The sequence below is a fragment of the Paenibacillus sp. EZ-K15 genome (assembly GCF_002573715.1).
In the GTDB taxonomy this organism is placed as follows: Bacteria; Bacillota; Bacilli; order Paenibacillales; family Paenibacillaceae; genus Paenibacillus_AQ.
In genome coordinates this window covers 173,797-191,102 of the sequence record NZ_PDHM01000024.1, presented here as the reverse complement: position 1 = coordinate 191,102, position 17,306 = coordinate 173,797, and the positions used below count along the sequence as shown (strand labels likewise).

Below are 17,306 nucleotides of genomic sequence, written 5' to 3'. Positions count from 1 at the left end.
GAGGAATAGGACATGAGTACACATATTGGAGCGAAACCAGGAGATATTGCGGAGTCGATTCTCCTGCCAGGCGACCCGCTGCGGGCTAAATTTATTGCCGAGACGTATTTGGAGGATGTGACCTGCTACAACGAAGTGCGGGGTATGCTCGGCTTTACGGGAACCTACAAAGGAAAACGCATCTCCGTGCAAGGTTCGGGTATGGGCGTGCCTTCCATCGGGATTTATGTCAATGAACTCATCCGGGATTATGGCGTCAAAAATCTGTTCCGTGTCGGAACTTGCGGTGCGATGCAGGAGCATGTTCGTGTACGCGACGTCATACTGGCCCAGGCGGCTTGCTCGGATTCCGGCATGAACCGTCACCACTTTAACGGTTATGATTTCTCCCCGATCGCCAGCTTCCCGCTGCTGCTCGGCGCGTATGAGCGCGGCAAGGAGAAGGGCCTACAGATGCATGTCGGTAACGTGTTCACGTCCGATGTATTCTACCGTGAGGACAAATCAGTGGTTGAGAAGCTGATGCAGCATGGCGTGCTGGGCGTGGAGATGGAGACAACGGCCCTCTACACGATTGCCGCACGATTCGGCGTAAATGCCCTGACGATCCTGACTGTAAGTGACCACTTGCTGACAGGGGAAGAGACTTCTTCCGAGGAGCGCCAAACGACGTTTAACGAGATGATGGAAGTCGCGTTGGATACGGCGATTTCGTTGTAAGGAAACTGTCCCAACGAAGAAGGCGGAATTGTTTTGGAGAAGTGAAGCGGGGCAACAGCGAGAAGAACAATCCGCATTTGTAGTGAGGCCCGTGGAAGAAATACAATCATCGCAAACAGTGAGGAGAATGTACGATGAGAATGGTTGATTTAATTGCGAAGAAACGAGACGGCAAGGAACTGACAACAGAAGAGATCAATTTCTTCATCGACGGATATACCAAGGGAGATATTCCCGACTATCAGGTGAGCGCCATGAACATGGCGATTTATTTCCAGGACATGACCGACCGGGAGCGGGCGGACCTGACGATGGCAATGGTAAACTCCGGAGAAACGATTGATCTGTCCGCAATTGAGGGAATCAAGGTTGATAAACACTCCACCGGGGGCGTAGGCGACACCACGACACTCGTTCTGGCTCCGCTTGTAGCGGCACTGGATATTCCCGTAGCGAAGATGTCCGGACGCGGCCTCGGCCATACCGGAGGAACGATTGACAAACTGGAGTCCATTGAAGGATTTCATGTGGAGATCAGCAAAGACGAATTTGTGAACCTTGTGAATCAACATAAAATCGCCGTCATCGGCCAAACTGGGAACCTCACCCCGGCGGACAAAAAACTGTATGCGCTTAGGGATGTCACGGCTACCGTCAATTCCATTCCGCTGATTGCCAGCTCCATTATGAGCAAGAAGATTGCTGCAGGCTCGGATGCGATTGTACTGGATGTTAAAACCGGAGCAGGCGCGTTCATGAAAACCGTGGAGGATGCCAGGGAATTGGCACACGCCATGGTTAGCATTGGCAACAATGTCGGCCGCAAAACGATGGCCGTCATTTCCGATATGAGTCAGCCGCTTGGGGTTGCGATCGGCAATTCGCTGGAAGTACAGGAAGCAATCGATGCACTTCGCGGCGAGGGTCCGAAGGATCTGGAGGAGCTGTGCCTGGCTCTAGGCCGGCAGATGGTTTTCCTTGCTCAAAAGGCAGATTCGCTTGAAGATGCCGAAGAGATGTTAAGAGAGGTTATCCGCAACGGTAAGGCATTGGAGAAATTCAAGGAATTCATCCAGAACCAGGGCGGAGATCCGTCCGTGGTGGATCACCCCGACCGACTGCCGAAAGCGCAATATCTGATTGAGCTTCCTGCACAGCAGGACGGTGTTGTCGCGGAGCTGGTAGCGGATGAGATCGGTACCGCAGCGATGCTGCTTGGAGCCGGTCGTGCAACGAAGGAATCCGAGATTGACTTGGCTGTAGGCCTGATGCTGAACAAGAAGGTCGGCGATGCCGTGAAGAAGGGCGATTCCCTTGTAACCATTCATGCTAACCGCGAGAACGTAGATGACGTGAAGCAGAAGCTGTATGAGAGCATTCGAATTGCAGATCATGCGGATGCGCCTGTATTGATTTATGACATTGTGACGGAGTAAGGTGAAGCCTTAATCCGAAGCGATGTCATAAACGGAACACTGAGGACAACAGGGTGAGCACCCACTGCTCGTGCGAATCGCTCATCCCTATATCAGTGCCTCATTTTTAAAGCTAAGCTGATGAAACCTGCTTCCCGTTTGTTATGAACGGGGGCAGGTTTTTTTGGTGGTCCCCGTCATAAAACGGGTGGAAGCCCTCATAAGATGGTAGTGGGGAAAACGTAAGGCATTTAACGGGAGAGGGAGATGTGTAGCCCGGGCAAGAGCCATCCTGCTTGAAGGAGGCTTTTGACCATGACCATCGATCAGTTGATTGCTTTGCTGGCACTTATCGTTATGATCATCGGACTTGCGGTGAAGAAGGAGTCTTGACCTGTAAAGTCCGGGAGGGCTGCTGCTAAGTAGAAATTCTACTGATGCAGCAGTCTTTTTCTTTCTAATAGGTTGATAGAGTTCGATATAAGTCATATACTTAGATTGCAATGTTCTCCATTATTCATCATTTATTGGGAGGAAACTATGCTATATTTTGCGGCGTTTGTCATATCTATGGTGCTGGTATTGGTCCTGATTCCGCCATTTCGCAAGCTTGCGATCAAGCTTGATTTTGTGGACAAGCCAAGGCCGGACAGCGAGCGGAAAATACACCGCGAGCCGATACCGCTGACGGCGGGAATCGCCATATTTATCGGATTTTTCATCACTTATTTTGCACTTACCGGCGTCATTTCAAGGGAAGCGGTAGGTATCTTTATCGGTAGCGCCTTGATTCTCGGGATTGGCCTCGTGGACGATTGGTATAAGTCCCAGGGCAAGGAGCTGGCATCGCTGCCGAAGCTCATTGTACAGGTCAGCGCAGCCGTCGTTGTATACAGCTATGGCATCGCGTTTGAAGGATTCAACAATCCGTTTACGGGTCAGTATATTAACCTGCCGGAATGGCTGCAGCTCATCTTAACGATTCTGTGGATTTTCGGTGTAACGACAGTCATTAATTTCTCGGATGGCATCGACGGTCTTGCCGGAGGACTCTCCGCCATATCCGGAGGTACGCTGTTTGTTGTGGCGATTACGCTGGGCAGAGGCGAATCCGCGCTGCTCGCTGTCATTCTTGTAGGTGCCGCGCTAGGATATCTAAAGTACAACAAGCCGCCGGCCAGAGTGTTTATGGGGGATGCCGGAGCCACTTTCCTTGGGTTCATACTCGGGATTATTGCTCTGGATGGTGCGTTTAAAGGGGCAACCCTGGCGTCCTTATTCGTTCCAATCTTCGCACTGGGCGTGCCGATCTTCGATAATATCATCGTAGTCATCCGCAGAATGCTTCAGTCGAAGCCGATCTATCAGGCCGATGCATCCCAGGCGCATTATCGTTTGCTGGCAACGGGACTCAATCAGAAGCAGACATTAGTATTTCTGTGCTTGCTCAATCTCTGTTTCGGTCTGGCTGCTATCATACTTGCGATGAATGGCGGCGCCTAAGGCGTTTAAGCCTGACATAAGCTTTATCCAGTACGTTAATTAAGTCTCGTCTCCAAATGGATGTTGGTGGCGGGACTTTTTTTTTAGAGATTAGAAAGTATAAACTTCAGAGGCTTACCATCCTTATCTCGCAAGAAAAACTTCCGCTAAATGCGGTCTGTCTTCTGAGAAAGTACGTCGATAGACGTTTTTCTTATTACAATGGTAGAAGGCATACGAAACAGGAGGTCTGTGGATGAATGACATGACAGGGAAAATCATCATCGTGACAGGAGCGAACTCCGGAATGGGCCTGGCGACAACCGTGGAGCTGGCCAAAGGGGGAGCGCACGTCGTCATGGCTTGTCGGAGCCAAGCCAGAGGAGAAGCGGCTCTTCGGCAAGCGTTGCAAGAGAGCAGCAACTCGAAAATTGAGCTGATGACATTGGATTTGGGCTCTTTTGATAGCATCAGAGTTTTTGCTTCCGGCTTTAAGGCCAAATACGACAGGCTCGATGTATTGGTAAACAACGCGGGTGTGGTCACCCTCAAGCGGGAATTGACGCAGGACGGATATGAAGCCATGATGGGAGTCAATCATCTGGGGCATTTTTTACTGACGAACGAGCTCCTGGAGCCTCTTCAGCGTGCCCGCCAGGGGAGGGTTGTGAACGTATCCTCTGGCGCACACAAAGTGGGCAGCATCCACTTGGATGACCCTAATCTTGGTAAAGGATTCAATGTGGTCAAAGGTTATGCGCAGTCCAAATTGGCGAATATTTTATTTACGAAAGAGCTCGCTCGTCGGCTGCAGCCGACAAGGGTAACGGTCAATGCGCTCCATCCCGGTGCAGTGAGTACCAGCATTGGCGTGAACCGGGATACAGGCTTTGGCAAAGCGGTCCATAAGCTGCTTGGTCCGTTCTTTCTAACCGCGCAGGAAGGTGCACGGACAGCGATTTACTTGGCTTCAAGCCCTGAAGTAGAGAATGTGACAGGGGAATATTACGTCAAATGCAAACCGGCCAAGACCACCGAGAAGGCAAGGGATCCGAAACTTGCCGCTCGCCTGTGGGCATGGAGTGAACAACAGGTAGGTTGGAAGTCGGACAAGGGTCGATGAACTTATGGATTTCAAGAAGGCTCGGTTCTATGAGTGGGGCTAAATCTGATTGATCCGATAAGGGCATGATCGGACAACAAGGAACGACGAGACCAATCGGCCCATTAGTATGGTGAAGACTAATAGTAAATGAAGGTCCATGCTAGCTAACAAATAAACGGGATATCTCCAGATCAACATGATCATGGGATATCCCGTTTCATTTTACGATCGATGTGCATGAGAGGTCATAGAAGGGCACGTGTTATGCTACTTCGTCGTTTTCATATCGATCGCGCTGCGAACAAATCCGCTGGTACCGTCAAGAAGTTTGGACGCTTCTGCGGCATTGACATTAGCCAGAAGCATCACGATGGCGGTTTTGACATGGGCGCCAGATTCATGGTATGCCTTCTCGACAGCATCCTCAGATGCTCCCGTTGCTAGGGTGATGATGCGTTTGGCGCGATGCACAAGCTTGTTATTGGACGGGTTGAGGTCGACCATCAGGTTTTTGTACACTTTGCCGATTCGAATCATGGCGGTCGTTGTCAGCATGTTCAGAATCAGCTTTTGCGAAGTACCGGCCTTCATCCGCGTGGAGCCCATGATCACTTCCGGTCCGACAACAGCTTCGATTACAAAATCCGCGTACTGATGCATCGGCGATTCGTAGTTATTACAGAGTCCGATGACAACGGCTCCACGCTCCTTGGCGCGTCTCATTGCACCAAGAACATAGGGCGTGCGGCCGCTTGCAGCGATGCCGATGACAACATCCTTCTCGTTGATCCCGTTTTCATGGATATCCTGTTCACCCAGCTCTTCGCTATCCTCGGCACCTTCGATAGCTTCCTTCACGGCTCTGAAACCCCCTGCGATTAATCCCTGCACCATGGAAGGGTCTGTCCCGTAGGTAGGCGGACACTCGGATGCATCCAGAATCCCGATTCGACCGCTGGTTCCGGCACCAATATAGAACAATCTGCCGCCCTTCTGGAAAGCTTCTACTACGAGATCTGCCGCTCTGGCTATAAGAGGAATAAGCTCGCGGATCGCATCGGTGATCAGGCTATCCTCGCTATTGATGAGGATCATAATTTGTTCTGAGCTCAACTGATCAATGTTCTGCGTATTTTCATGAGGCTGTTCGGTTGTCAATTGACTTAGAATATTCGTCATGAGACAGGTCTCCTTTTTTGCCTTGGAATATGGACGGGCACTGATGTAAAGCTACAGCAAGTCAGAGACGCCTTCTGTAAATAGCTTGCAGGCTAACAGGGCCGCGCCATGGGCGGGTGTACGTTCACGATTTCCTTCGGGGAACCGGAGGCGGGGATAACGCGTTAGCAGAATGCTAGTGTACGTTTCCCGAAACGATTGCGAATGTTTGAAGATCGAGCCGATCCGCACGAGTTCACTCTCTGCGAATTCAGCTTGCCGCCTGATGAGAGCGCTTGTTGTATCGGCCAGTTCTTCTGCCTGCTGCCGGATGATACGGTTTGCTGCTTCATCACCGGCTTCGGCTGCTTCTATGCAGCAGCGGGCGAAGGATGCGATATCCTGTTTCGTTATAGCGGGCTGGTAAATGTAAGATTTGAGATCGGTAATATGCTGGAGAGGATAGGCTGCAACAATCAGGCTGCTCATGATGGTGGGTGGCAAAATGCCCTCGTGGCTCTTAATGACAGATTTTAGAGCCTGAAGTCCGATCTGATAGCCGCTGCCTTCGTCTCCGAGAAGATGTCCCCAGCCACCGACGCGGTGGATGTCTCCCGATTTGGTTATAGCATAGGTATTGGATCCGGTTCCCGAGATCGCAAGTATTCCATACTGACGTTCCAGTACGGCCATTAATGAAATTTCGGCTTCCGAGCGCATGTAAATACGCATCGAGAGCTGCCGCTGCTGGAAATAGGAATGAAGGAAGGACTGAACACGACGTCGTTCTTCTGCAGAGCTTATACCTGACATTCCAAGACATATTGATGTAAATATTAATGACTTATTAAAAAGAGGTGCCAGAAGCCCATCCAACACCGTTCGGAGTTCCTCCATCGCTTTATCAAAGGTTACAATGTAGGGATTGGTGGAACCTCCGGTAAACCGGGACAACACTTCTCCAGCGCTGTTGATAGCGGTTGCTTCGGTCTTGGTACCGCCACCATCCACACCGATAAAAATTTCCATATTGAACCACTTCGCTTTCTATAACCAGTATAGGAGAAAACGGAAGTGTTGTAAAATAAAATTTTAAATCATGAATTATGTATTGAAATATAATTTCATACAATTTATAATAAACTCAATCCACTGATATTGAAAGCGATACCAGTCATGCTTTCATTCAAGTTGTGTAAAGTAATGTTACATATAGGAGATCATCAGAGGATTATTTGTAAAGGGGGGCAAGAAATGAACGGCGGATTGGTTCGATTGCGTGAGGTGTATGATTCATTAAATCCGTCCGAGCGCAAAGTTGCAGCCTTCATTTTGCAGGAACCGGCAGAGATGATACAGATGTCGGTCGCGGATCTTGCAGTCCGAAGCGGTTCCAGTCAGGCTGCCATAGTACGCCTGTGCAAAACGATGGGTTTCAAAGGCTATCAGGATCTGAAGCTGAAGGTAGCCGGAGACTTGCAGGAGCCATTAGCCACCGGGTATCAGGATATCCGGCCCAATGACAGCATTTCTGCAATTATACAGAACGTCTCGAACAACAACATTCAATCGATTCGGGATACGATGAAGATTATGGAGGAAGGGAAGGTAGAAGAGGCCGTTCTGGCCCTCGAACAGTCGAAGCGCATTTTCATGTTCGGGGTAGGGGCTTCCAATCTGATCGGGATGGATGCTCAACAGAAATTTTTGCGGATTAATAAGGTATGCATATCTTTTCCGGATCCACATGTTCAGCTCACCTCGGCGGTGCTGCTGACGCCAGATGATACGGCCGTATGCATTTCCTACTCCGGTGAAACGGATGAAGTGATCCGCGCAGCAGCCATTGCGAGGGAGAAGGGATGCAAGACGATTGGCATTACCAAATACGGTGATTCTACCTTGAGCCGATCGGTGGACATTCCCTTGTACACCTCCTCCACGGAGAACGAGATTCGCAGTGGCGCGATGTCCTCTCGTATTACGCAGCTTAATCTTATCGATATTTTATATCTTGGCGTCGCCAGCCGGAATTACGAGAATTCAGTGAAATACCTGGATGAGAGCCGGCAAGCGATCAAGCGGTTGTAGTTGATAGCGAAAACCACAAATATATAAATGATAAGGGGAGTAGTACATGAAGAAAAAAGGTTGGCTTACATTGTTGGCTTCTTTGATGCTCGTGTTTACCGCAGCTTGCGGCGGATCCGGCGGGGCGAAGACTCCGGAAGGCGGATCCGGGACCACTTCGGAAGGAAACGGTGAGGCCGCACCGAAGCAGGATACGGTTGTCGTCTGGACCTATCCGGTTCATGGTAAATACGAAGATGAGTTGAAAGAGCATGTGGCGGATCTGAAAGAAAAATATCCGCACATTACAGTCCAAACCGAAGTGCTCTCCTGGGCTGAGGGGCCGAAGAAGTTCGATGTGGCCTTGAATGCCGGTAACCCGCCTGACCTCTATTTCCACGCGGTGGATGGAGCTTATGTGGATACGGGCCTTGCACTGGAGCTTTCCCCTTATATTACTGACGAGATCAAAAACGACTACCTGCCGGGAACGCTTGAACTGGGCCAAATCCAGGGCAAACAATATGGACTTCCGCTGTACCAATCCCTCTGGGCTTGGGGCGGCAACAAGAAGATTCTTGAAGAAGCAGGCATCGACTGGAAGGCTATTCAAGAGAACGGCTGGACATGGACCGAATTTAAGGCAGCTGCCGAGAAGCTGACCAAGAAGCTTCCGAACGGAAATACGCAGTATGCGCTGGTGACGGACGGTACTTCCCTGGACTTCATGGAAATGCTGACACGCAGCAACGGCATGCCGGACGTTCTGAACGATAAAGGCGAGTTCCAATGGAACGACGAGCGGATTCTGGATACGATGACATTCGTGTCCGATCTGATGAAAGCCGGGCATTTGCCTGCCGAGACTGCCGCGATTACGCCGGCGAAACGGATGGATCTGTTCTATGCAGAGGAAGCCGCGGTTGTGTCCAAAGCGATTCCTTACTACGATGTGATGCTCCAGAACCGCGCGAAGGATATTGACAGCGGTACAGTCCAAGGCGCGAAAATCGAGTTCGTCCTGCTGCCGGTTCCGCATAATGACGGGGCGGAGCGCAAGACATCCATGTTTGGTGAAGGCTATGTCGCTTTCAAGCAGAAGAAGGATAAAGGCGAAGAGCATGCGAAGAACACGTTCCTGATCATGGAAGGACTGAGCGGCGCGAAAGCCGGTAATTCCGCGAATGAACTGGTGTTGCCTTTCGTGCGTAAATCCCAAGCGGAGTTTTATGAAGGCAAAGGACTCGGTACGGAATCCACAATTAAAGCAGCGGAAATTTTCGCAAACTTCAAAGAAATTCCGGTGACCCTGAACCTCGATGCAGATGCCTCAGGCAACCAGAAGAAGTTCAAGGAGCAAGTGGTGAAGCCGAACATTCAGGCGCTGTTCTCGGGAGAGAAGACACCGGAGCAGATCGCGCAGGACTTCAAGGATAAAGGCAAACAAATTTTAGGACAGTAATTGAAGTTATAAGGGGGTGTCCCGTTGTCCTTAGCAGGAACAAAACGGGTCACTCCCTTTTTAAACCAATCAATTCAGGCTCCAAAAGGCTTCATGAAAATACTTCACCTGTGCGCAAAGGAGGAAATCAAATGCAGACTGCCCCGGCGCAAACCCGGCCCTCGCGTCCCCCAATGAAGGGTTATCTACGCGAATATGGATGGGCGTATTTATTCATTTTGGCTCCCGTACTGTTGTTCTTGATATTTACGCTTTACCCGGTCGCCTCCGCCTTTCTGATGAGCTTCCAGGAATATAGCGTGATGGGCTCCGAATGGATTGGAACGGACAACTACACACGGATGGTACAGGATGAAGTGTTCTGGAAATCCATGAGGAATACAGTTTTATTCACGATCGGTACCGTTCCGGTTAACATTGTCATCACGTATGCGTTATCCTTTTTTATTTTTCAGATGAAGAATAAATGGCAGACGTTCTTCAAGGCTACGATGTATTTGCCGGCCGTTGCTTCCGGCGTCACCATCTCGGTCGTATGGCTCGCGATTTACGATCCGACCCATGCGGGGCTGTTGAATCGCTTCATTGGATTGTTCGGATTTGACCCGGTCATATGGCTCGGCAAATCGAACACCGCACTCTTTTCGCTCATCTTGATGAACTGGCTCGGTTCTCATGGTGCGGGCATTATTCTCTATTTAGCTGCCATGGGCGGGATTCCCAAATCTCTCTATGAAGCTGCGGATATTGACCATGCCAGCGGTTGGTCCAAATTTTGGCGCATTACGTGGCCGCTGATGAAACCAACCACGTTGTATCTGCTGGTCACGGGCGTCATTACGTCCTTCCAGGTATTTATCTCAGTGTATCTGATGACGCAGGGCGGTCCGAACTTCGCGACAACAACCATCGCCTACCTAATTTACAGCACCGCCTTCAACTTCTATGAATTTGGACTCGCAGCAGCGCAATCTTTTGTATTAGCCGCATTGATTATTGTCATTTCCATCATTCAGTTCAAATACTTCTCGTCCGACGTGGAGTATTAATGCATATTTCTGAAGCTAAAAGGGGGTGCACCTATGAAATCAAGATCAAAATTGATCATGCTGATTGTGGCTTCGGTCATCTTGGTGGTATGGAGCGTTCTGACGATCATTCCGATGTACTGGATGTTGATTGGCTCTGTGCAGGACACCAAATCAGCGGCTTCGTTTATCCCGAAAATGATTCCGGACGTATTTTCCGTGGCCCCGTACGAGCGTTTTTTTGGCAAAACCAACGTCATGAGATGGCTCTTTAACTCCTTATTAATCTCGTCCATCCTGACGGTGACCAACGTGTTCCTGGCCTCACTCGCAGGGTATGCCTTTGCGAAGCTGAAGTTCCCGGGGAACAAAGCGGTATTTTGGGTTTTGCTCAGCACGATGATGATCCCGGCACAAGTGACGCTGATTCCGCTCTATATTTTGATGATTGACGTATTTGATCTCGGGAATACATACACAGCTATACTTCTTCCCGGCATTGTAAGCGTGGGCAACATTTTCTTGATGAAGCAGTACATGTCATCGCTGCCTACCTCTCTGATTCATGCAGCGCGTATCGACGCTTGCGGGGAATTCGGCATCTTCTGGAAAGTCATTCTTCCGATGGCTAAACCGGGTCTTGCCGTGCTAGCGATTTTCACGTTCGTTGCATCCTGGAACGATTTCTTCTGGCCCTTCCTCGTGACAAATTCGACGGAAATGAGGACCATTCAAGTCGGTCTGGCTTCCTTCGTTTATGCGGACACGACCGATTTCGGCGCACTTATGGCTGGAGCAACCGTCGCGGCACTGCCGATGATGATCCTGTTCTTCTCGCTTCAGCGCTATTTCCTGCAAGGCATCACCATTGGAGCCGTTAAAGGCTAGAAGGAGGCAAAGTTATGGCACGCGTAGAATTCCGTAATATACGAAAAGAATTTGTAGACGACAACAAAGGGACCTTTACCGCTGTAGCGGGGTCGGACTTTGTGATCAATGATAAAGAGTTCGTGGTATTTGTCGGTCCTTCCGGCTGCGGCAAAACCACCTCGCTGCGCATGATTGCAGGCCTTGAGCGTCAGACGTCCGGCGATATCGTCATCGGCGACCGGGTGGTGAACAATCTTCATCCGAAAGACCGGGATATCGCCATGGTGTTCCAGGATTATGCGCTGTATCCGCATATGACGATTCGCGAGAATCTTTCCTTCGGCTTGAAGAACTTGAAGAAGCCCAAGGCTTATATTGAGCAAAAGGTAGCGCAGGCAGCATCCATTCTCGGCCTGGAGTCGATGATTGACCGGAAGCCGCGCGAGCTGTCCGGTGGACAGCGTCAGCGTGTGGCGGTTGGGCGGGCCATCGTGCGCGACCCGCAGGTGTTCCTCTTTGACGAGCCGCTGTCGAACCTGGATGCGAAGCTTCGCGTGCAGATGCGGGTAGAGCTGTCCGAGCTGCACAAGCGTCTGGAAGCCACCATTGTATATGTAACGCACGATCAGGTTGAAGCGATGACGCTCGGTGAGCGGATCGTCGTGATGAACAACGGCATTATCCAGCAGATCGCATCACCAACTGAGCTGTATGCGAAACCGCAGAACATGTTCGTAGCCGGCTTTATCGGCTCCCCGCCGATGAACTTTATCGATGTGCATAAGGAAGGAAATGTCCTCCGGATGGAAGGCGGGGTATTCACCATTCCGGACGCGATGGCGGGTGCGCTGAGCAAATACGACAATGGGCATCTTATTCTGGGGGTTCGCCCTGAGCATATTACCGGCGAGGATATGCCAGGCACAACCAATCTGGATTACAAGTATTCCACCAAGGTTCAGGTCGTTGAACATCTCGGTTCTGAGAACCTGGTGTACTTCCGCATAGGAAACCGGACCGTTACCGCGAAGGTTCACCCGGAAACGACGGGTTATCCGGGCATGGACAAAACCTTCATTTTCAATTTCGATAAGGTGCATTTCTTCGATCCTGAGACGGAACAGCGTATCGATTGGTAAACAACGACGAAGAGGAGAGGAAAGCTATGCGCAAGCTGAATGATGTGTTGAAGAAGACCGGGGTTGAGATTTACCGTGAGATCACGGCGGTGGCCTTATACAGCATGATTACCTCGCTGGTGCTCGTAACGGTGGTTATGTTTGTGCCGCTATGGGTAGCGCTGGTGCTGCTGCCGGTTCTGTATATGCCGCTGTTCTACGGTGTTTGTTATGCCTATTACCGCAAAACGGAACGGGGCAAGTCGAGGCTGAAAGACGTGTTTCAAGGTGCGCTTAAAGGACTTGGACCCGCCGTCGTCATGGGCTTCTTCTTCGTGGTGATGACATTGATTCTATGGTCCACCTGGTGGTATTACGGAGGCAAAGAGGGAATCGGCTATCTTGCGATTGGCGTGTTCCAAACCTATTTTGTTGTCATGGCGCTCATCTCCCAATTCTACACCTTTCAGCTTGTCATCCAGGAAGGGATGAGCATTTTCAAGGCCATGGCCCACAGTGTCAAGCTGTTCCTGAAGTTTCCGGCCTATACGCTGGGCGCATGCTTTCAAGCCTTCTGCGTCGCGATTCCGCTGATGGTTACGGTTGTTGGCTTTGGATTTTTGTTTAACGGTATGTGGGCTATATACCAGCATAAGGTTACGTATAATGTACTGAATCCGGAAGAGGCTAAACCGGTGGAAGACGGTGTGGTAGCCTCGGAAGCGAGAGGTGTAAGCATATGATGAGAAGCAACGTGCGGAGCGGAATTGATATGCTGCCGAATATCAAGCATGAGAAAATCACGGGTTGTCGCCTTGGCGTCATCACGAATCCGACGGGGCTCACGTCGGATTTTCGTTCATCTATTGAGGTGATTGCAGGCTTACCTGAGTCCGAATTGACGGCTTTGTTTGCTTGCGAGCATGGGCTGCGAGGTCAGCTGCAGGCAGGCAAGCACGTCGATGATGAAGTGGACCCGGTATTCTGCGTGCCGGTGTATAGCCTGTATGGTTCGCGGCGTAAACCGGATGCCGACATGCTGAAGAACGTGGACGCGGTCATCTTCGATATTCAAGACCTTGGCGTGCGTTTTTACACGTATTTGACCACGCTCCTCTATGTCATGGAGGCATGCGCTGAGCAAGGCAAGAGCTTGCTTGTCCTGGACCGGCCGAATCCGCTTGGCGGTGAGCGCTGTGAAGGCGGTTTGCTGCAGCCGGGATATGAATCCATGGTGGGCGGATGGCAGATTCCGATTAGCACCGGGATGACCATTGGCGAATTCGCGCGCATGGCCAATGACTTGCGAGGGACCGGATGTGATCTGGATGTGATTCAGCTCGAAGGATGGACGCGCGACATGGTTTATAACGACACGGGTCTTCCGTGGGTGCTGCCTTCGCCGAACATTCCCACGATGGATACGGTGCGGCTGTACAGCGGGACTTGTTTCTTCGAAGGGACCAATCTTTCGGAAGGAAGGGGAACGACCCGGCCATTCGAATGGATCGGTGCTCCATGGGTCGATGGCGAAGAGCTGGCGAAGGCATTCAACGCGTACGGACTGCCGGGTGTGCATGCCCATTCCATGTACATGACACCCACCTTCTCGAAGCATCAGGGCGAAGGATGCGGCGGGGTGATGTTGTTTGTAACGAATTCGGCAAAAGTGGAAGCTGTGCGTACAGGGCTTGTGCTGTTGCACCTGGTCAGCCGAATGTACCCGGATCAGTTCCAGTGGCTTACCCCACCGGAGGGACGCAACCGGTATTTTATTGATTTACTAACGGGCAGCGAAGATGTCCGGCGGCACATCCACGAAGAAGCCGGACTCCAGCGCATTGTTGCCGAGTGGGGCAAGGATGCGGAGTTGTGGAGAACGATGCGGACCCCTTATCTGCTGTATGGGGAGGTGTAAAGTATGATGTTCTCACCATGGAAGGATGGAGGGCCGACCGTTGTGGTCGGCCTGATGTCGGGCACTTCGCTTGACGGCATCGATGCGGCCATCGTCCGCATACACGGAAGCGGCCTCGAGGCATCGGTTGAACTGTTGCATTACTATAGCAAGCCATACGAACCGGAGCTCCGTCAGCGGCTGCGCGATTTGTGCAGTGAAGAGAATTCCAATAGCGCTGCTGTATGCAGTATGAATGCATACTTGGGGTATCAGTTCGGGGCGGCAGTTCTGGAAGCGGTTGCCGATGCCGGCATGCGAATCGATGAGGTGGATTTGGTATGCTCACATGGACAGACGATCTGGCATCAGCCTGTACCTGAACAAGGTGATCCCTATGCTGTCGCTTCGACTCTACAGATCGGTGATATATCCGTTATCGCCAAGCAGACCGGCAAGCTTACGGTAGGAGACTTCCGTCCCGCAGATATGGCGGTTGGGGGGCAAGGGGCCCCGTTTGCTCCTTACGGAGATTTGATCCTGTTTCGGCACCCGCAGCGGGGGAGGCTGCTGCAGAACATCGGCGGGATCGGCAATTGCTCGGCGCTGCCCGCAGAGGCGGATCCTGCGGATGTGCTGGCCTTTGATACCGGACCCGGCAATATGATCATGGATGCCGTAGCCCATATGCTGTCCGGAGGGCAGCTTTCGTATGACGACAGCGGAACATGGGCTGCCCGAGGTAACCCGGATCAGGCCTTGTTAAGCGAGATGATGGAGCATCCTTATTTTCACGCGGAGCCGCCCAAATCAACGGGAAGAGAATGGTTTGGTCATAATTATGCGGTTTCATTTCTGGAACAAGCCAGGCTCAGGAAGCTTTCGGATGAGGACGTGATGGCAACGGCTACGGCGTTTACCGCCCATACTATTGCGGATAGCTATGAGAGATATGTGTTTCCCCGTTACAAAATCGATGAAGTGATCGTGACTGGCGGAGGAGCCCACAACAAGACGCTGCTCTCCATGTTAAGCGAGCTGCTGCCGGAACAGAAAGTGATGACCTCCAAGGCGCTGGGCTTTGATGACGATGCCAAAGAAGCCGTCATTTTTGCACTCTTAGGCAATGACTTCATGCTCGGTGTTCCTAACAATTTGCCCGCAGCTACGGGAGCCAATCGCCCGACTGTTATGGGGAAGCTAGCCCTGCCATAGCGGAGGAAGCAACCGAGCATAACATGCTCGGTGTTCTTAACAATTTGCCTGCGGCGACGGGAGCCGATCGTCCAACTGTTATGGGGAAGCTGCCCTGCCATAGCGGAGGAAGCATAAACCATGCATAAACCTGTGCTTAGTCCGAGCATAAACCCGAGCATAACCGTTCATTAAAGACCGCGGGACGGTAATGCCAAGCGACGGTGGATAGATAATGTTAAACAGTGATTAGATAAGTAAAGTGATTATTTTTTTATTGTAGTCAAACCCGTATAGGGGAGGGGGAAACAACGTGCTGGAATCTGTTATTCGCGAGCAGCTGGCCGCCGTGGTTGGCGGGAAGTGGTTCAAGGACGATCCGGAAAGTCTCGTCTCTTACAGTTATGATGCTACGCCGCTATATCAAGCGATGCCGGACGGGGTTATCTTTCCTGGAAGCACGCAGGAAGTATCCGACATCGTTAAAATTTGCTCAAAACACCGCATACCCGTTATTACGCGGGGTGCTGGCAGCAATCTGTGCGGAGGGACCATTCCGCTTCAGGGCGGTTTGATCGTGGTCATGACCCGAATGAATAAGCTGCTGGAGATCGATGCGGATAACCTGACCGCGACCTTCCAGACCGGTTTGAATACAAAGCAGTTTCATCTGGCGGTTGAACAGACAGGGCTGTTCTATCCTCCGGATCCAAGCAGCATGATCATCTGTACAATGGGCGGTAATATCGCTCTGGGAGCTGGCGGGCTGCGCGGCTTGAAGTATGGAACGACCAAGGATTATGTCCTTGGCCTGGAAGCCGTATTGCCGGATGGCAGCATCCTGCGCACGGGCGGCAAGCTGGTGAAGGACGCAGCAGGGTATGATTTGACTCGACTGCTGGTAGGATCCGGCGGTACGCTAGCCATTCTGACCGAGGCCACAGTTAAGTTGATTCCTAAGCCTTCATACAGGAAGGCGATGGTTGCCGTCTACGACGATCTTAACGCGGCGGCCCGAACGGTTTCGAATATTATAGCGAATCATATTTTCCCGTGTACCTTGGAATTCATGGATCAGCCGACCCTCCAGGTGGTTGAGGAATTTGCCAAAATCGGACTGCCGGTTCACGCCAAAGCGATGCTGGCGATCGAGCAGGACGGCAATGTCGATGATGTGGAGCGGGATTTAAAGAAGCTGGAGGAGATATGTCTCGCTTCTGGCGCGGTTCAGCTCAACATCGCCAAGACACCAGAAGAAGGGGCGAAGGTAATGGAGGCGAGACGGAGCGCGCTTGCCGCGCTATCCCGATTGCGGCCGACCACGATCTTGGAGGACGCGACGGTTCCGCGTTCGAAAATTGCGGACATGGTGCTTGAAGTTCAGCGTATCGCCCAGAAATACGACGTGCAGATTTGCACATTCGGCCATGCCGGGGATGGCAATCTGCATCCGACCGCGATGACGGATGCCCGTGACCCGGAAGAGATTCACCGCGTGGAGCAGGCATTCGCCGAAATCTTCGAGGTGGCGATTGCCATGGGGGGCACCATTACCGGTGAGCATGGCGTCGGTATCGTGAAGGCTCCTTACCTGGAATGGAAGGTGGGCGAAGCCGGCATCAAGATGATGAAATCCATTAAGGACGCGATTGATCCCCACCAGATCATGAATCCCGGCAAGTTGTTTGCGGAAACCCGGAAGCGGATTATCTTCCAGGAGCGGACGGAGCAGGCAGAGCGGGACTCCGTTTCGGATCAGGATCAGAAGATCGAAACATCGTGAGAGG

The 17,306-nt window shown here is 51.5% G+C and carries 15 protein-coding genes; 13 read left to right on the top strand and 2 right to left on the bottom strand.

Going from position 1 to position 17,306, the window contains the following annotated elements:
• The first annotated feature begins 12 nt into the window (after window positions 1-12).
• From deoD to CRG97_RS28950, 4 genes are all read left to right on the top strand, one after another.
• The gene (gene deoD / locus CRG97_RS28965; RefSeq protein WP_098749032.1) at window positions 13-720 is read left to right on the top strand and encodes a purine-nucleoside phosphorylase; all 708 of its coding nucleotides are present in this window, start codon (window positions 13-15) and stop codon (window positions 718-720) included.
• A 134-nt stretch (window positions 721-854) separates the two neighbouring features.
• Window positions 855-2,156 (top strand): pyrimidine-nucleoside phosphorylase, encoded by a 1,302-nt coding sequence (locus tag CRG97_RS28960; protein WP_076325328.1) that lies wholly within the window; start codon window positions 855-857, stop codon window positions 2,154-2,156.
• A gap of 519 nt (window positions 2,157-2,675) precedes the next feature.
• A complete protein-coding gene (locus tag CRG97_RS28955) occupies window positions 2,676-3,638 on the top strand; it encodes an MraY family glycosyltransferase (protein WP_076325329.1) in 963 nt (320 codons plus the stop codon).
• Window positions 3,639-3,873: 235 nt separating this feature from the next.
• Window positions 3,874-4,740, top strand: a complete 867-nt coding sequence (locus CRG97_RS28950) for an SDR family oxidoreductase (RefSeq protein WP_202619016.1) — start codon at window positions 3,874-3,876, stop codon at window positions 4,738-4,740.
• Window positions 4,741-4,989: 249 nt separating this feature from the next.
• On the opposite strand, the gene murQ is transcribed toward CRG97_RS28950, so the two are convergent.
• Together murQ and CRG97_RS28940 are read right to left on the bottom strand one after the other, a co-directional pair.
• Window positions 4,990-5,901, bottom strand: a complete 912-nt coding sequence (gene murQ, locus CRG97_RS28945; RefSeq protein ID WP_098749031.1) for an N-acetylmuramic acid 6-phosphate etherase — start codon at window positions 5,899-5,901, stop codon at window positions 4,990-4,992.
• Window positions 5,902-5,952: 51 nt separating this feature from the next.
• Window positions 5,953-6,909: a BadF/BadG/BcrA/BcrD ATPase family protein gene (locus tag CRG97_RS28940; protein WP_098749030.1), complete on the bottom strand. Its 957-nt coding sequence runs from the start codon at window positions 6,907-6,909 to the stop codon at window positions 5,953-5,955.
• A gap of 225 nt (window positions 6,910-7,134) precedes the next feature.
• Here CRG97_RS28940 and CRG97_RS28935 point away from each other — a divergent pair, with 225 nt between their 5' ends.
• The 9 genes from CRG97_RS28935 (at window position 7,135) to CRG97_RS28895 (ending at window position 17,302) form a co-directional block, all read left to right on the top strand.
• Window positions 7,135-7,971 carry a MurR/RpiR family transcriptional regulator gene (locus CRG97_RS28935; protein WP_098749029.1) on the top strand — a complete coding sequence of 279 codons (837 nt, stop codon included), beginning with the start codon at window positions 7,135-7,137 and terminating at the stop codon, window positions 7,969-7,971.
• 46 nt (window positions 7,972-8,017) lie between these two features.
• Window positions 8,018-9,412 (top strand): ABC transporter substrate-binding protein, encoded by a 1,395-nt coding sequence (locus CRG97_RS28930; RefSeq protein WP_076325333.1) that lies wholly within the window; start codon window positions 8,018-8,020, stop codon window positions 9,410-9,412.
• A 131-nt stretch (window positions 9,413-9,543) separates the two neighbouring features.
• Window positions 9,544-10,461, top strand: a complete 918-nt coding sequence (locus CRG97_RS28925) for a carbohydrate ABC transporter permease (protein ID WP_098749028.1) — start codon at window positions 9,544-9,546, stop codon at window positions 10,459-10,461.
• A gap of 33 nt (window positions 10,462-10,494) precedes the next feature.
• On the top strand, window positions 10,495-11,328 hold the full coding sequence (locus CRG97_RS28920; RefSeq protein ID WP_076325335.1) for a carbohydrate ABC transporter permease: 834 nt from the start codon (window positions 10,495-10,497) through the stop codon (window positions 11,326-11,328).
• 14 nt (window positions 11,329-11,342) lie between these two features.
• Window positions 11,343-12,449 (top strand): ABC transporter ATP-binding protein, encoded by a 1,107-nt coding sequence (locus CRG97_RS28915; RefSeq protein WP_098749027.1) that lies wholly within the window; start codon window positions 11,343-11,345, stop codon window positions 12,447-12,449.
• A gap of 26 nt (window positions 12,450-12,475) precedes the next feature.
• Window positions 12,476-13,171, top strand: a complete 696-nt coding sequence (locus CRG97_RS28910) for a hypothetical protein (protein ID WP_098749026.1) — start codon at window positions 12,476-12,478, stop codon at window positions 13,169-13,171.
• Window positions 13,168-14,346: a DUF1343 domain-containing protein gene (locus tag CRG97_RS28905; protein ID WP_098749025.1), complete on the top strand. Its 1,179-nt coding sequence runs from the start codon at window positions 13,168-13,170 to the stop codon at window positions 14,344-14,346. The genes CRG97_RS28910 and CRG97_RS28905 overlap by 4 nt, the downstream gene beginning before the upstream one ends.
• Before the next feature lie 3 nt (window positions 14,347-14,349).
• A complete protein-coding gene (locus CRG97_RS28900) occupies window positions 14,350-15,540 on the top strand; it encodes an anhydro-N-acetylmuramic acid kinase (RefSeq protein WP_098749024.1) in 1,191 nt (396 codons plus the stop codon).
• A 292-nt stretch (window positions 15,541-15,832) separates the two neighbouring features.
• Window positions 15,833-17,302: an FAD-linked oxidase C-terminal domain-containing protein gene (locus CRG97_RS28895; RefSeq protein WP_098749023.1), complete on the top strand. Its 1,470-nt coding sequence runs from the start codon at window positions 15,833-15,835 to the stop codon at window positions 17,300-17,302.
• Window positions 17,303-17,306: the final 4 nt, after the last annotated feature.